This is a genomic window from Streptomyces sp. NPDC046860, from assembly GCF_040645115.1.
In the GTDB taxonomy this organism is placed as follows: Bacteria; Actinomycetota; Actinomycetes; order Streptomycetales; family Streptomycetaceae; genus Streptomyces.
Genome location: NZ_JBEYXQ010000024.1, coordinates 79,048 through 93,722, shown reverse-complemented (window position 1 = coordinate 93,722; position 14,675 = coordinate 79,048). Strand labels below are relative to the sequence as shown.

Here is a 14,675-nt window from a genome sequence, read left to right as displayed (position 1 = left end):
CGGGTGTTCTCCCTGCGCGACGAGTTCTCCCAGTGGGACCCGCGCCGCCAGCGCCCGGAGCTGTGGAACCTGTACAACGGCCGCCACGCCCCCGGTGAGCACGTCCGCGTCTTCCCGCTGTCCAACTGGACCGAGCTGGACGTGTGGCAGTACATCGCCCGCGAAGGCATCGAGCTGCCGGAGATCTACTTCGCGCACGAGCGTGAGGTGTTCTCCCGTAGCGGCATGTGGCTGACGGCCGGCGAATGGGGCGGCCCGAAGGAGACCGAGCCGGTACAGACCCGCCTGGTCCGCTACCGCACGGTGGGCGACATGTCCTGCACCGGCGCCGTCGACTCCGACGCGACCACGCTGGAGGCGGTCATCACCGAGATCGCCGCCTCCCGCCTCACCGAACGCGGCGCCACCCGCGCCGACGACAAGCTCTCCGAGGCCGCCATGGAAGACCGCAAGCGGGAAGGGTACTTCTGACCATGACCCCGAGCACCGGTACCGGTACGAGCACCAGCCCGATCACGACCGCGACCGACACCCTGCGCTTCGCCACGGCCGGCTCCGTCGACGACGGCAAGTCCACGCTCGTCGGACGCCTCCTGCACGACTCCAAGTCCGTCCTCGCCGACCAGCTGGAGGCCGTCGAACACGCCTCCCGCGCACGCGGACAGCAGAGCACCGACCTCGCGCTGCTCACCGACGGCCTGCGCGCCGAACGCGAACAGGGCATCACCATCGACGTGGCCTACCGCTACTTCGCCACCCCGCGCCGCCGCTTCATCCTGGCCGACACCCCCGGCCACGAGCAGTACACCCGGAACATGGTCACCGGCGCCTCCACCGCCGAACTGACCGTGATCCTCGTCGACGCCCGCAACGGCGTCGTCGAACAGACCCGCCGCCACGCGGCCATCGCCGCACTGCTCCGCGTCCCGCACGTCGTCCTCGCCGTGAACAAGATGGACCTGGTCGGCTACTCCGAGAAGGTGTTCGCGGCCATCACCGACGAGTTCGCCCGGTACGCCGCGAAACTCGGCCTCGCCGAACTCACCGCCATCCCGGTCTCCGCGCTCGCAGGGGACAACGTCGTGGAACCCTCCGCGCACATGGACTGGTACGGCGGCCCCACCGTCCTGGACCACCTGGAGAACGTCCCCACGGGCGGCAGCCCGGACGGCGCCCCGAGCCGGTTCCCGGTCCAGTACGTCACCCGCCCGCAGACGCCGGAACTCCCCGACTACCGCGGATACGCCGGCCAGCTGGCGTCCGGCACGCTGTACGTCGGCCAGCCCGTGTCGGTGCTCCCCTCGGGGCGCACCTCCACCATCGCCGGGATCGACGTGCTGGGGCGGCGGGCGGACAGCGCGATCGCGCCGCAGTCCGTGACCGTGTCCCTCGCCGACGACGTCGACGTCTCACGCGGCGACCTCATCGCGCCCACGGCCGAGCTGCCGCCGCTGACCCGCGAGGTGACCGCGACCGTGTGCCACGTCGCGGACCAGCCCCTGGTGCCGGGCCGGCGCGTCCTGCTCAAGCACGCGACCCGCACCGTCACGGCGATCGTGCGGGACATCCCCTCCCGGCTCACCCTCGACGACCTCTCCCCGCACGCCGACCCCGGCCGGCTGGCCGCCAACGACATCGGCAGGGTCGTCGTCCGTACCGCCGAACCCGTCGCCCTCGACAGCTACGCGGCCTCCCGGCGCACCGGCTCGTTCCTGCTCATCGACCCCGCGGACGGCACCACGCTCAGCGCCGGCATGGCGGACTGACGGCTCCGGGCCGGCCGGGGCCTTCCGGCCGGCCCGGAGCGGATCAGGTCAGCGGAGCCGGCCGAGGAAGCCGAGCAGGGCACCGGTGAGTTCGGCGGGCGCGTCCTCCTGGACCAGGTGTCCGGCCCCCTCGATGGGCTCCAGCCGGGCGCCGGGGATACGGGCGGCGAGTTCGCGCCCCTTGACCGGGGGAATCCAGGTGTCCTCCTGTCCCCAGCACACGAGGACCGGGACGGTGATCTCGCCGTACCGCTCCTGGACCTCGTCGGTGTAGCGCTGGTCGGCCTGGGCGATCTGCCGGTAGAACGCCGCCTGGCCCTCGGCGTCGAGCCACGGCCGCACCAGCCGGTCCAGGACCGCGGGGTGCAGCCCCGGGCCGCTGGCCGAGCTGACGTACTCCCGTACCAGCGCGCCGTGCAGGGCGGGCGGCAGCTCCTCGAAGACCTCGGCGTTGGCGCCGACCAGCCGGAAGAAGGGGGAGCCCCAGGGTGCCAGCGCCACCGGGTCGACCAGCGCCAGCGCCCGGTAGCGGGCGTCGTGCAGGAGGTGGGCCCGCAGGGCGACGCAGCCGCCGAAGTCGTGGGCGACGACCGTCGGTGAGGTCAGGTCCCACAGCGACAGGAGCTCGGTGAAGACCTCGCTCTGGGCGGCCAGGGACACGTCCTGGCCCTTGAACTTCTCCGACTCGCCGTAGCCGGGCATGTCCCAGACGAACACCTGGTGGTGCCGGGCGAGCGTGCGGGCGATGTCACGCCAGACATAGGAGGAGAAGGGGGTGCCGTGCAGCAGCACGACGGGTTCCTGTCCGGGCTGCCCGAGGCTGGTCCAGCGCACGTTCCCCGCCGTGCTGCGATACGTCTCGTCGAGCTGCCATTCACGCATACGCTTCGTCCCTGTCGTCGCTGTCCGAACCATGGATGATCAAGCCATCTCCCCGAGCCTGCAACACGGGCGCGCCCATATGAGTCAGCCCGGCACAGCGAGTCGGAGCCGGCATGCGGGGCCCCGGGCCCCGAGGCATACTGTCGGGGGCCTCGGGGATCTGGTTACGCTGCGCGGACTGTGCTCTCGGGAGGTTCGGATGGGTCGTCCTGGTACGCGGAAGCTGACGGTTCTGGCGGTCGCCGCCGCCGTCGTCTCGTCCATGGGGGCGGCCGCTCCACCGGCTGCGCCGGGCGGGCCCGGCGGCAAAGTGCCCGTGGCGGTCGGGTACGGGGGCGCGGTGTCCAGCGTCGACGCCGACGCCAGCGCGGCGGGCATCGAGGTGCTGCGCAACGGCGGCAACGCGGTCGACGCGGCCGTGGCGACGGCAGCGGCCCTGGGCGTCACCGAGCCGTACTCGGCGGGCATCGGCGGGGGCGGCTACTTCGTCTACTACGACGCCAAGTCCCGCACCGTGCACACCATCGACGGCCGGGAGACAGCGCCGCTGAGCGCCCGGTCCGACCTGTTCCTGGAGAACGGCAAGCCGCTCGCCTTCGCGGACGCCGTCACCAGCGGACTGGGCGTCGGCACCCCGGGCACCCCCGCCACCTGGCAGACGGCACTGCGCAGTTGGGGGACCAGCAGCCTCGCCAAGGTGCTCCGGCCCGCCGAACGGATCGCCCGCGACGGCTTCACCGTGGACAACACCTTCCGCTCCCAGACCGCCTCCAACGAGGCACGCTTCCGCTACTTCCCCGACACCGCCCGGCTGTTCCTGCCCGGCGGCAGGCTGCCCGAGGTCGGCTCGACCCTCAAGAACCCCGATCTGGCCGAGACCTACCAGGAGCTGGGCCGCAAGGGCGCCGACGCCGTCTACCGGGGCGACCTCGGCCGGGACATCGTGAGAACCGTCAACAAGCCCCCGGTCGACCCCGCTTCGGGCTGGAACGCCCGCCCCGGCAAGCTGACCGCCAAGGACCTGTCGAGCTACCGCGCCAAGCGGCAGAAGCCCACCGACACCTCGTACCGCGGTCTGAAGGTGTACTCCATCGCGCCCTCCTCCTCCGGCGGCACCACCGTGGGCGAGGCCCTCAACATCCTGGAGAGGAGCGACCTCTCCAAGGCGAGCGAGACCCAGTACCTGCACCGCTACATCGAGGCGAGCCGCATCGCGTTCGCCGACCGGGGGCGCTGGGTCGGCGACCCCGCCTTCGAGGACGTACCCACCGAGCAGCTGCTCTCGCAGCGGTTCGCCGACTCGCGCGCCTGCCTGATCAAGGACGACGCCGTCCTCACCAGCCCCCTCGCCCCCGGCGACCCGCGCCACCCCGCCGCCTGCGCCACCAAGGGCAAGGCCGCGCCGACGACGTACGAGGGCGAGAACACCACCCACCTCACCGTCTCCGACAAGTGGGGCAACGTCGTCGCCTACACGCTCACCATCGAGCAGACCGGCGGCAGCGGCATCACCGTGCCCGGCCGGGGCTTCCTGCTCAACAACGAGCTGACCGACTTCTCCTTCGCGCCCGCGAGCCCCGGCGTGCCCGACCCCAACCTGCCCGGCCCTGGCAAGCGCCCGCGCTCCTCGATCTCCCCGACCATCGTGCTCGACCGGCACAACCGGCCCGTCGTGGCCCTGGGTTCGCCCGGCGGAGCCACCATCATCACCACCGTGCTCCAGACCCTCACCGGGTTCCTGGACCGGGGGCTGCCCCTGGTCGACGCCATCGCCGCGCCCCGCGCCAGCCAGCGCAACGCCGCCCAGACCGAGGCCGAACCCGCCCTGTACGACAGCGTGTCGCGGGAGCGGCTGGAGGCGCTCGGGCACAGCTTCAAGGTCAACCCCGAGATCGGCGCCGCGACCGGCGTGCAGCGGCTGCCCGACGGACGGTGGCTGGCCGCCGCCGAGACCACCCGGCGCGGCGGCGGCTCCGCCATGGTGGTGAAACCGACGGGCTGACGCTCAGCCGCCCTCGGGGCGCGCCTCGGCCGGCTGGGCCTCCTGGCCCCGGACCCGGAAGTCCAGCCGCCCGTCCGCGACATCGACCGTCACCTCGCCGCCCTCGGCCACCGTGCCGTTCAGCAGCAGCCGGGACAGCTGGTTGTCCACCTCGCGCTGGATCGTGCGGCGCAGCGGACGCGCGCCGTACTCCGGCTGGTGGCCGCGTTCGGCCAGCCAGTCCACGGCCGCGTCGGTGAAGTCCACCGACACCCCCTGCGCGTTGGTCAGTTCACGGGTGCCGTTCAGCAACAGGTCCGTGATGCGGCGCAGTTGCTCGGAGGTGAGCTGGCGGAACACCACGATCTCGTCGATCCGGTTGAGGAACTCCGGCCGGAAGTGCTCCCGCAGCGGCCGCAGGATCTGCTCGCGCCGGGCCTCCTCGTCGGCGTCCGCCCCGCCAGGCCCGAAGCCGATCCCGGCACCGCGCCGGGTGATGACGTCCGAGCCGAGGTTGCTGGTCATCACGATCACCGTGTTGGTGAAGTCCACCGTGCGGCCCTGGGCGTCGGTGAGCCGCCCGTCGTCCAGCACCTGGAGCAGGATGTTGAACACGTCCGGGTGCGCCTTCTCCACCTCGTCCAGCAGCAGCAGCGAGTACGGGTGCCTGCGCACCACCTCGGTGAGCTGGCCCGCCTCCTCGTGGCCGACGTAGCCGGGCGGCGCCCCGACGAGCCGGGAGACGGTGTGCCGCTCCTGGTACTCGCTCATGTCGAGCCGCACCATGCGGTCCTCGCTGCCGAACAGCGACTCCGCGAGCGCGCGGGCCAGTTCGGTCTTGCCGACGCCGGTCGGGCCGAGGAACAGGAAGCTGCCGATCGGCCGGTCCGGGCTCGACAGCCCCGCGCGGGACCGCAGCACCGCGTCGGCGACCACGCTCACCGCCTCCTCCTGCCCGATCACCCGCTCGTGCAGGTGCTCGTCCAGCCCGAGCAGCCGCTCCTTCTCCTCCTGGGTCAGCCGGCTCACCGGGACCCCGGTCTGCCGGGACACCACCTCGGCGATGGCCTCCGCCGTCACCTGGAGGTTCTGCCCCTCCACGGCCTCGCCGTCGTCGGCCGCCTCCGCGATCCGCCGCTGCAGGTCGGCGATCCGGTCCCGCAACTGCGTGGCCTGCTCGTACTGTTCGTCGGCCACCGCCTGGTCCTTGTCCCGGACCAGCTGCTCCGCCTCGCGCTCCATCGCCCGCACGTCCGCGCCCTTGGTCCGGGCGCCGAGCCGCACCCGGGCGCCCGCCTGGTCGATCAGGTCGATCGCCTTGTCGGGCAGCCGCCGGTCGGTGAGATACCGGTCGGACAGCTCCACGGCCGCCTCCAGCGCCTCGTCCGTGTACCGGACCTGGTGGTGGGCCTCGTAGCGGTCGCGCAGCCCGCGCAGGATCTCCAGCGCGTCCTCGACGGTCGGCTCCGGCACCTGGATCGGCTGGAACCGGCGGGCGAGCGCCGCGTCCTTCTCGATCCGCCGGAACTCCTCCAGCGTGGTCGCCCCGACGATGTGCAGTTCGCCCCGCGCGAGCGCGGGCTTGAGGATGTTGCCGGCGTCCATCGCGCCGCCCTCGCCGCCGGTGCCCGCGCCCACGACGGTGTGCAGCTCGTCGATGAACACGACCAGCTTGTCCGAGTGCGCGCGGATCTCCTGCACGATGTTGTTCAGGCGCTCCTCGAAGTCGCCCCGGTAGCGGGTCCCGGCCACCACGGCGGTCAGGTCCAGCGCCACCACCCGGCGCTCCTCGAGCCCTTCGGGCACGTCGCCGTCCGCGATGCGCTGCGCCAGTCCCTCGACCACCGCCGTCTTGCCGACCCCCGCGTCGCCGATCAGCACCGGGTTGTTCTTCCCGCGCCGGGACAGCACCTCGATGGTCTGCTCGATCTCCTTCTCCCGGCCGATCACCGGATCGATCCGGCCCTCGCGGGCCAGCTCGGTCAGATCGCGCCCGTACTTGTCGAGCGTCGGCGTGGACGTCGGCCGGGGGCGCTCCTGGCGGCTCTGGGCGCCGTCCTGGGTCTCGGGCGGCACCGGCGTGCCCCGGAACCGGGCCGCGTTCAGGATGTGCCCGGCGGCCGAGTCGGGGTTCATGGCGAGGGCACTGAGCACGTGTTCGGGGCCGATGTACCCGGCGCCGCTGGCCCGCGCCATGTCGTGCGCCTCCATCAGCGCCCGCTTGACCGCCGGGGTCAGGGAGAGCGCGGTCGGCGGCACCTTGCCGGGTGGATGCTGCACGGGCCCGGCGCGGCCGTCGATCTCGGTGGCCATCGAGTCCGGGTTCGCCCCGGACCGGCTGAGCAGGCTGCGGGTGGGCTCGCTGGAGAGCGCCGCGCGCAGCAGGTGCTGGGTGTCCAGATCCCGGCTGCCGTGCTCGGCGGCGTACTGCGCCGCACCTTTGACCAGCTCGCGCGCGGGCTGGCTCAGCAGGCGTCCGATGTCGATCTGGCGCGGTCCGCCGGGCTGGCCCTGGCCACCCCCGGTGCCGCCGAAGAAGCGGGAGAAGAACTCCCCGAAGGGATCGCCCTCCGGGCCGATGTAGCCGCTGGTCATCGTTTCCGTCCTTCGCAGACGACGTGCGGAGCGGCCGGGGAACCCGGAATCGGCCGCTCTTGCCACGATGGCACGAGGAGGGGGGAAGGGCACCCGGTGGACGCCCGCGACCGTTGCCCCTGACCTCGCTCAGGGTGGGTGTCAGGGTCGGGTGTCAGGGGCGACTCCGGGGAGATCCCGATTCCGGGGCGGGTGCCGGAGGCCGAGCATGGAGCCATGACACGTCCGCGCAGCCGCTCCTGGAGCCGTCTCCTCGCGCCCGCGGTCTGGGCCGCCATCGCCCTGGCCGTGAGCGCGGCCCTCTGGGCGCCCATGGACACCGACCCGGAACTCAGCCCGCTCTCCCTGACGGTGAGCGACTTCGCCGCGCTGGACCGGGGCGGCCCCATAGAGACCGGCATGGCCCTGCTGGGGCTGGCCTCGCTGACGCTGTCGTGGCAGGTGGCGCGGCGGCTGCCGGTGCGCGGGCTGCCCGCCGTGCTGCTGGCGGTGTGGGGGCTCGGGCTGGTCGTCGCGGCCGTGGTGCCGACCGATCCGCTGACCACCTCGCTCAGCGGGCCGGCGTACGTGCACCGGTACGCCTCCGTCACGGCGTTCGTCGCGCTGCCGGCCGCCGGACTGCTCCTGGCCCGCCGCCTCGGCGCGGACGACCGCCGGGCCCGGTCCATACGCGCGGCGGCGTGGGCCGCGCTCGTGGGGGCCACCGCGATGGCCTGCTCCGCCTGCCTGGGCGGCCGCGAGCTGATCGGCCTCGCGGAACGGGTCCTGCTGGGCTGCGAGGTGGCCCTGCTCGCCCTGCTCGCCCTGTACGCGCGGGTGCCGCGAGCCGCCTCGGCGGCGCTGCCGGGGCCCAGGCGGGCGGTGCGGGCGGAAGCGCCCGCGGGCCCGCGCCCGTGAGGGCGGGCGGTGCGGGGCTACGGGGCGGTGAGGGCGGGTGGTGCGGGGCTACGGGGCCGTGTTCTGCCGTGCCGCCTCGCGTGCCGTCAGGACGCGCGGCCCGGCGTCCGTGATGGCCACCGTGTGTTCCACGTGGGCCGCGCGGGAGCCGTCGTCGGTGCGGAGGGTCCAGCCATCGGGGTCGGGGTGGTAGCCGTCCCTGCCCCCGGCGATCAGCATCGGCTCGATCGCCAGGACCATCCCGTGGCGCAGCGGCACACCCCGGCCGGGGCGGCCCTCGTTCGGCACTCCGGGGTCCTCGTGCATCCTGCGCCCGATGCCGTGGCCGCCGAAGTCGGCGGGAATGCCGTAACCGGCCGCGCGGCACACCGTGCCGACGGCGTGGGCGATGTCGCCGACGCGGTTGCCGACGACGGCCGCCCCGATCCCGGCCGTCAGTGCCCGCTCGGCGGTCTCGATCAGGGTGAGGTCCTCGGCGCGGGGGCTTCCGACCACGAAGCTGATCGCCGAGTCACCGGCCCAGCCGTCCAGCAGTGCCCCGCAGTCCACGGAGAGGAGGTCGCCGTCGCGCAGGCGGTAGCCGGTCGGGATGCCGTGCACGATCGCGTCGTTCACCGAGGCGCAGACGACCGCCGGGAAGGGAGTCGGGGCGAAGGAGGGCCGGTACCCGAGGAAGGGCGAGGACGCCCCGGCCGCGCGCAGCACCTCGTGGGCCACCTCGTCCAGTTCCCGCAGGCTCACGCCCACGTCCGCCGCGTCCCGCACCGCCGTCAGGGCACGCCCGACGACCTGGCCGGACGCGTACATGGCCTCGATGGAGGCATCCGTCTTGAGCTCGATCATGCCAATTACTATACCGGTATTAGAATGGGGGCATGGTGCGCACCCCACTGACCCCCGAAGAGCGTGAGCGCGGCGAGCGGCTCGGCCGGCTGCTCCGCGAGGCCCGCGGCCCGCGGAGCATGACCGAGGTCGCCGCGGTCGCCGGAGTCTCCGCCGAGACCCTCCGCAAGATCGAGACCGGCCGGGCGCCGACCCCGGCGTTCTTCACCGTGGCGGCCCTGGCGCGGGCGCTCGGACTATCCATGGACGACCTGATCCTCCGGTGCGCCCTCGTGCCCGCCTGAGCCACGCCTCGTCACCTTCCGCAAACCGTGCGTAGCAGGCCCGTAACACGCCTGGTGTTGCCTGGCTCCCGCAGTGCTGGCAATCGAGCGGGGGCCGGTCGATGGCGGAACAACTCGACTCAGGGGCGGGAGAGTTCGGGCACTACCTGGGAGGGCTGCTGGCCCGTCTCGACCAGGGCGCGGGCTGGTGCGGCGTCTTCTGGCGGCGCGACCCCGAGGGCATGCGCGCCTGCTGCGAGGGGCGCGAGGTGCTTCCCTGGGACGTCGTGGACGCCCTGCTGCGGGACCTGGCGGCGACGTACGGCACCGGGCCGGCCCTCGCCGAACGGGAGAGGGCCCGCACCCTGCACGCGGGCGCCCTCGCCGCGTACGACGCTCGTCCCGGCGCCCAGGACGTCCTGACGCGTCGCCTCGACGCCATGCTCCGGGCGCGCCGCGCCGCCGACGAACGCGAGGCCGCCCTGACCCACCGGCTCGCCGGGGCGAGGACGGAGGCCGAGGCAGAACCCCTCCGTGCCGACCTGGCCTGGGTCCGGGACGACCGGCACCGGGCCACGGCCCGCTGCGCCGAACTCCGGGACCGGCTGGCCCGCATGCCCCGCACCGATGCCCACCCCCGCCCGCGCGTCCCCGCGCAGGCCACCCCGCCCGTGCAGGGCGCCCCGCCCGCGCAGGCCGCCCCGCCCGTGCAGGGCGCCCCGGCAGTGCCGCACGTGCCGTCCGAGGCCCGTCCGTCCGCCCCGGACGCCCGCGACCCCGCCCCCGTGGCCGCAGCCACCCCCGCCGGACCCCGTGGCCGTCGCCGGGGCAGTGCGCGTTTCGCCGGGCTGGACGAGAGCGCCCCCGCGCCGCTCGTGCTCCCCGGCGCCCCCGAGCCGCAGGCCGACCCCGACGCCGGACCCCGGGGTGCCCGCTTCGCCGGAGCCGAGGCGCCGGAGGCGCGGGAACAGGACCGGGCGGCACCCGTACCCGATGTCGACGACCACCGCGCCGTGGCCCAGGCCGTCACGCGGCTGGCCGCGCTCCGTGCCGCGGGCCGCAGCGGCGAGGCGCACATCCTCCTCGTGGAGGCCGCCCGCTGGACCGCCGTACGCTTCCCGCTCCTGGCCGACGCCTTCGGGCGGGCCGGAATGGAAGCGGACTGGGCCACCCTCCGCTGGGAGGCGGCCACCCTGCCCGCCGGGCAACTGCTGGAAGCGGTGGCCGCGTTGGAGTCGGCGGGGCGGGCGGAGGAGGGACAGCGGCTGCTGCGGGAAGGTGTCGCCCGGCCGCCGGAGGAGACCGGAGCGGCCGTCGCGCGGCTGGCCGCCGAGGGCCGCTCCCGCGACGCCGGCACCCTCCTGGACGCCTGTGTCCGCGCCCGTACCCCCGAGGACGCGGCCCGCACCGCCGCCGGTGACCCGGACCGGCTCGCCCCCCTCCTCCTCGAAGCCGCCCGCCACGTCTCCGAGGAACACCGCCGCGAGCTGCTGCACGCCCTCCGCGTCGCCGGGATCACCTCCTGACCGGCTCCCCGCTCACCCGCAGGGGTGCGAAACGGGACCGAATCAGCGGGTTGCCGACGATGGTCTTGGCAAGGGCGTCCAAGAGGCTTACTTTCGTCCCTCTACGGGCCGTTTCTACGGGCGTAGAGGCTCGGACGCCGCGTCGAAGGAGCAGCTCATGGCCAACGTCGTACGTGCCGCACTGGTTCAGGCCACCTGGACCGGCGACACCGAGTCCATGATCGCCAAGCATGAGGAGTACGCCCGCGAGGCCGCGCGCCAGGGCGCGAAGGTCATCGGGTTCCAGGAAGTCTTCAACGCCCCCTACTTCTGCCAGGTCCAGGAGCCGGAGCACTACCGCTGGGCGGAACCGGTGCCGGACGGCCCGACCGTGAGCCGGATGCGGGAGCTGGCGGCCGAGACCGGCATGGTGATCGTCGCCCCCGTCTTCGAGATCGACGGCTCCGGCTTCTACTACAACACCGCCGCGGTGATCGACGCGGACGGCGCCTACCTCGGCAAGTACCGCAAGCACCACATCCCGCAGGTCAAGGGCTTCTGGGAGAAGTACTACTTCAAACCCGGCAACCTCGGCTGGCCGGTCTTCGACACGGCCGTCGGCAAGGTCGGCGTCTACATCTGCTACGACCGCCACTTCCCCGAGGGCTGGCGCCAACTGGGGCTCAACGGAGCCCAGCTGGTCTACAACCCGTCCGCCACGCACCGCGGACTCTCCTCCCATCTCTGGCAGTTGGAGCAGCCCGCCGCGGCCGTGGCCAACGAGTACTTCGTCGCCGCCATCAACCGGGTCGGCCAGGAGGAGTACGGCGACAACGACTTCTACGGCACGTCGTACTTCGTCGACCCGCGCGGCCAGTTCGTCGGCGAGGCCGGGGACGACAAGACCGAGGAACTCCTCGTCCGCGACCTGGACTTCGACCTCATCGACGAGGTGCGGCAGCAGTGGGCGTTCTACCGCGACCGCCGCCCCGACGCCTACGAGGGGCTGGTGAACCCGTGAACGACCTCTACGCCCGCCACCGGGGCGTCATGCCCGACTGGCTCGCCCTCTACTACGACGACCCGCTGGAGATCACCCACGGCGAGGGTCGCCACGTCTGGGACGCCCAGGGCAACCGCTACCTGGACTTCTTCGGCGGCATCCTCACCACCATGACCGCGCACGCGCTGCCCGAGGTCACCAAGGCGGTGACCGAGCAGGCCGGCCGGATCATCCACTCCTCGACGCTCTACCTGAACCGCCCGATGGTCGAACTGGCCGAGCGCGTCGCCATGCTGAGCGGCATCCCCGACGCGCGGGTCTTCTTCACCACCTCCGGGACCGAGGCCAACGACACGGCGATGCTGCTCGCCACCACCTACCGCCAGGGCAACACCGTCCTGGCGATGCGCAACAGTTACCACGGCCGGTCCTTCGGCGCGGTCGGCATCACCGGCAACCGCGCCTGGTCCCCGACCAGCCTCTCCCCGCTCCAGACCCTCTACGTGCACGGCGGCGTCCGCACCCGAGGTCTGTACGCCGGACTGGACGACCGCGCCTTCATCGACGCGTGCGTGGCCGACCTGCGCGACCTCCTCGGACAGACCCGGCCCCCGGTCGCGCTGATCGCCGAACCCGTCCAGGGCGTCGGCGGCTTCACCTCCCCGCCGGACGGCCTGTACGCCGCCTTCCGCGAGGTGCTGGACGAGCACGGCATCCTGTGGATCTCCGACGAGGTCCAGACCGGCTGGGGCCGCACCGGCGAGCACTTCTGGGGCTGGCAGGCGCACGACCGGAACGGCCCGCCGGACATCGTCACCTTCGCCAAGGGCATCGGCAACGGCATGTCCATCGGCGGCGTGATCGCCCGCGCCGAGATCATGAACTGCGTCGACGCCAACAGCATCTCCACCTTCGGCGGCACCCAGATCACCATGGCCGCCGGGCTCGCCAACCTCGCCTACCACCTCGAACACGATCTCCAGGGCAACGCCCGCCGGGTCGGCGGCCTCCTCATCGAGCTGCTGCGCGCCGTCACCGCCGCGGCTCCCGGCGTCCGCGAGGTACGCGGACGGGGGCTGATGATCGGCGTCGAACTGGTGAAGCCCGGCACCGACGAGGCGGACCCCGGCGCGGCCGCCGCCGTCCTGGAGACGGCCCGCAGGAACGGCCTGCTGATCGGAAAGGGCGGTGGCCACGACACCAGCGTCCTGCGCATCGCCCCGCCGCTGACGCTCACCGTCGCGGAGGCCGAGGAAGGCGCGGCGATCCTCGAGGACGCGCTGAGGAGCACGTACCAGAGCTAGGGAACGAGGTACAGCGGATGACCATGGCCTCGGAGTTCCGGCAGGCGTCCCGGCCGGAGGAACCGGCCCTGTCCGTCCGGCAGGTGCTCACGCTGGAGCGGGTGCTCGCCGGGGAGCCCGAGGTGGTGGCCGGGGCCGGCGGGCTCGACCGGGCCGTGCGCTGGGTGCACGTCGCCGAGGCCGCCGACGTGGGCGTCATGCTCAGCGGCGGCGAGATGGTGCTCACCACCGGGGTGCTGCTCGCCGGGGACGAGGCCAAGCAGACCGCCTACATCCAGTCCCTGCACCGGGCGGAGGCCGCCGCAGTCGTCCTCGGGCTCGGCCGCGCCTTCCCCGCCCCGCCCGAGGTGATGCGCCGGGCCGCCGAGCGGTGCGGGCTGCCCCTGGTCGTGCTGCACCGGCCCTTCCCGTTCGCCGAACTCACCGAAGAGGTCCAGTCCCGGCTGGTGCGGCAGAAGTTCGCCGCCGTCAGCCTCTCCGAGACCGTCCGCACCGGGCTCACCGCGCTGATCACCTCCGGCGCCCCGCTGCAGCGCCTGCTGGACGAGGTCGCCCAGCACAGCGGCTGTCCGGTCGTCCTCACCAACCTCGCCCACCGCGTCCTCGCCACGGCGGGGGAGCGGTCCGCGGTGGACGACGTGCTGCGCGACTGGGAGCGCATCGCCCGGCAGGCCGGAGGCAGCGAGGGCGACGGCTGGGTCCGCGCCGAGCTGGGCGGCCGGGGCGAGCGCTGGGGCAGGCTGCTGCTGTGCGGGTACCGGGGCGACACCGCCACCGGACGCCTGCTCGCCGACCGGGCCGCCGAGGCGCTGGTGCTGCACCGGATGCTCGGCGGCGCCTCGGGCCGCACCTGGGAGGAGCAGTCCGCGCACGGCCTGCTGACCGACCTCGCCTCGGGGACCGTACCCGCCCGGCATCTGCTGCCCAGGGCCCGCGCGGCCGGGCTTCCCGTCAACCGGCGTACGTTCGTGCCGCTCGTCGTGCCCGGCACCGAACCCGCCCGGCTGGACCGGGTGTTGCGCACCCTGGGACTGACGGGGCTCGTCGCGGAGCTGGCCGACGGCACCACCGCCCTGCTCCTGAGCCTCGCCCGCGACCAGGACGCCGAGGCGCTCACCGCCCGTCTCGCCGCGCGGCTGCGCACCCCCGAGCACCCGGACGCGGTGATCGCCGCCGCCGACCCCCGGACCTGCTGGGACGACGTGCCCGCCGGGCTGCGCGAGGCCCGGCACGTCGCGGACGCCGTCGCCGGGGCCGCCCTCGGCCCGCCCCCGGTGGTGCGGCTGCGAGACGTGCACCTGCGCGGACTGATCCGGCTGCTGCGCGACGATCCCCAGGTGCAGTCCTTCGCCGAACGCGAGCTGGACGGCCTGCTGCGCGGCGGCGAACGGGAACTGCTCGACGTGCTGCGCACCTACCTGGCGACCGGCCGCAACAAGTCCCGCACCGCCCTGCTCCACCACGTCTCCCGGCCCGCGCTCTACCGCCGGCTGGAGGCGATACAGGCGCGGCTCGGGATCGACCTGGACGACTTCGAACAGGCGGCCTCCGTGCACATCGCGCTCCTCGCGCACGACGCGCAACAGGACTGAAACATGCAACGACCTGCGAGAACGGCGGTGAAACATGGCCAGGG

Annotated in this window: 12 protein-coding genes; 9 read left to right on the top strand and 3 right to left on the bottom strand. The window is 73.5% G+C overall.

Annotated features, from left to right (window positions below; all coding sequences use genetic code 11):
* Both cysD and ABZ898_RS26665 read left to right on the top strand, forming a co-directional pair.
* Positions 1-471, top strand: a 471-nt coding sequence (cysD, locus tag ABZ898_RS26670; RefSeq protein ID WP_361663902.1) for a sulfate adenylyltransferase subunit CysD, incomplete at its 5' end; no start/stop codon positions are given.
* A gap of 2 nt (positions 472-473) precedes the next feature.
* A complete protein-coding gene (locus ABZ898_RS26665) occupies positions 474-1,766 on the top strand; it encodes a GTP-binding protein (protein WP_361663900.1) in 1,293 nt (430 codons plus the stop codon).
* A 48-nt stretch (positions 1,767-1,814) separates the two neighbouring features.
* Here ABZ898_RS26665 and ABZ898_RS26660 read toward each other — a convergent pair whose 3' ends face one another.
* Positions 1,815-2,648: an alpha/beta hydrolase gene (locus tag ABZ898_RS26660; RefSeq protein ID WP_361663897.1), complete on the bottom strand. Its 834-nt coding sequence runs from the start codon at positions 2,646-2,648 to the stop codon at positions 1,815-1,817.
* Between the two features lie 199 nt (positions 2,649-2,847).
* Here ABZ898_RS26660 and ggt point away from each other — a divergent pair, with 199 nt between their 5' ends.
* Positions 2,848-4,650, top strand: coding sequence for a gamma-glutamyltransferase (gene ggt / locus ABZ898_RS26655; protein ID WP_361663895.1), 1,803 nt, complete (start codon positions 2,848-2,850; stop codon positions 4,648-4,650).
* Positions 4,651-4,653: 3 nt separating this feature from the next.
* Here ggt and ABZ898_RS26650 read toward each other — a convergent pair whose 3' ends face one another.
* Positions 4,654-7,224 carry an ATP-dependent Clp protease ATP-binding subunit gene (locus ABZ898_RS26650; protein ID WP_361663892.1) on the bottom strand — a complete coding sequence of 857 codons (2,571 nt, stop codon included), beginning with the start codon at positions 7,222-7,224 and terminating at the stop codon, positions 4,654-4,656.
* A gap of 216 nt (positions 7,225-7,440) precedes the next feature.
* Here ABZ898_RS26650 and ABZ898_RS26645 point away from each other — a divergent pair, with 216 nt between their 5' ends.
* Positions 7,441-8,121 carry a DUF998 domain-containing protein gene (locus ABZ898_RS26645; protein ID WP_361663889.1) on the top strand — a complete coding sequence of 227 codons (681 nt, stop codon included), beginning with the start codon at positions 7,441-7,443 and terminating at the stop codon, positions 8,119-8,121.
* Between the two features lie 48 nt (positions 8,122-8,169).
* On the opposite strand, the gene map is transcribed toward ABZ898_RS26645, so the two are convergent.
* A complete protein-coding gene (gene map / locus ABZ898_RS26640; protein ID WP_361663886.1) occupies positions 8,170-8,964 on the bottom strand; it encodes a type I methionyl aminopeptidase in 795 nt (264 codons plus the stop codon).
* Positions 8,965-8,996: 32 nt separating this feature from the next.
* On the opposite strand from map, the gene ABZ898_RS26635 reads away from it, so the two are divergent.
* The 5 genes from ABZ898_RS26635 (at position 8,997) to ABZ898_RS26615 (ending at position 14,631) form a co-directional block, all read left to right on the top strand.
* On the top strand, positions 8,997-9,248 hold the full coding sequence (locus ABZ898_RS26635; RefSeq protein ID WP_361663883.1) for a helix-turn-helix transcriptional regulator: 252 nt from the start codon (positions 8,997-8,999) through the stop codon (positions 9,246-9,248).
* Between the two features lie 101 nt (positions 9,249-9,349).
* Complete coding sequence (locus ABZ898_RS26630) at positions 9,350-10,753, top strand: hypothetical protein (protein ID WP_361663880.1); 1,404 nt, start codon at positions 9,350-9,352, stop codon at positions 10,751-10,753.
* 157 nt (positions 10,754-10,910) lie between these two features.
* Entirely contained in the window at positions 10,911-11,753 is an 843-nt protein-coding gene (locus tag ABZ898_RS26625) for a nitrilase-related carbon-nitrogen hydrolase (protein ID WP_361663877.1), read from the top strand.
* Positions 11,750-13,039 carry an aspartate aminotransferase family protein gene (locus tag ABZ898_RS26620; protein ID WP_361663874.1) on the top strand — a complete coding sequence of 430 codons (1,290 nt, stop codon included), beginning with the start codon at positions 11,750-11,752 and terminating at the stop codon, positions 13,037-13,039. Before ABZ898_RS26625 ends, ABZ898_RS26620 begins: the two co-directional genes overlap by 4 nt.
* Positions 13,040-13,056: 17 nt before the next feature.
* The gene (locus tag ABZ898_RS26615; protein WP_361663871.1) at positions 13,057-14,631 is read left to right on the top strand and encodes a PucR family transcriptional regulator ligand-binding domain-containing protein; all 1,575 of its coding nucleotides are present in this window, start codon (positions 13,057-13,059) and stop codon (positions 14,629-14,631) included.
* The last annotated feature ends 44 nt before the right edge of the window (positions 14,632-14,675 follow it).

Coding starts and splice junctions, on each gene's coding strand:
- ABZ898_RS26665 (WP_361663900.1), top strand. CDS start 474: ATGACCCCGAGCACCGGTACCGGTACGAGCACCAGCCCGATCACGACC.
- ABZ898_RS26660 (WP_361663897.1), bottom strand. CDS start 2,648: ATGCGTGAATGGCAGCTCGACGAGACGTATCGCAGCACGGCGGGGAAC.
- ggt (WP_361663895.1), top strand. CDS start 2,848: ATGGGTCGTCCTGGTACGCGGAAGCTGACGGTTCTGGCGGTCGCCGCC.
- ABZ898_RS26650 (WP_361663892.1), bottom strand. CDS start 7,224: ATGACCAGCGGCTACATCGGCCCGGAGGGCGATCCCTTCGGGGAGTTC.
- ABZ898_RS26645 (WP_361663889.1), top strand. CDS start 7,441: ATGACACGTCCGCGCAGCCGCTCCTGGAGCCGTCTCCTCGCGCCCGCG.
- map (WP_361663886.1), bottom strand. CDS start 8,964: ATGATCGAGCTCAAGACGGATGCCTCCATCGAGGCCATGTACGCGTCC.
- ABZ898_RS26635 (WP_361663883.1), top strand. CDS start 8,997: ATGGTGCGCACCCCACTGACCCCCGAAGAGCGTGAGCGCGGCGAGCGG.
- ABZ898_RS26630 (WP_361663880.1), top strand. CDS start 9,350: ATGGCGGAACAACTCGACTCAGGGGCGGGAGAGTTCGGGCACTACCTG.
- ABZ898_RS26625 (WP_361663877.1), top strand. CDS start 10,911: ATGGCCAACGTCGTACGTGCCGCACTGGTTCAGGCCACCTGGACCGGC.
- ABZ898_RS26615 (WP_361663871.1), top strand. CDS start 13,057: ATGACCATGGCCTCGGAGTTCCGGCAGGCGTCCCGGCCGGAGGAACCG.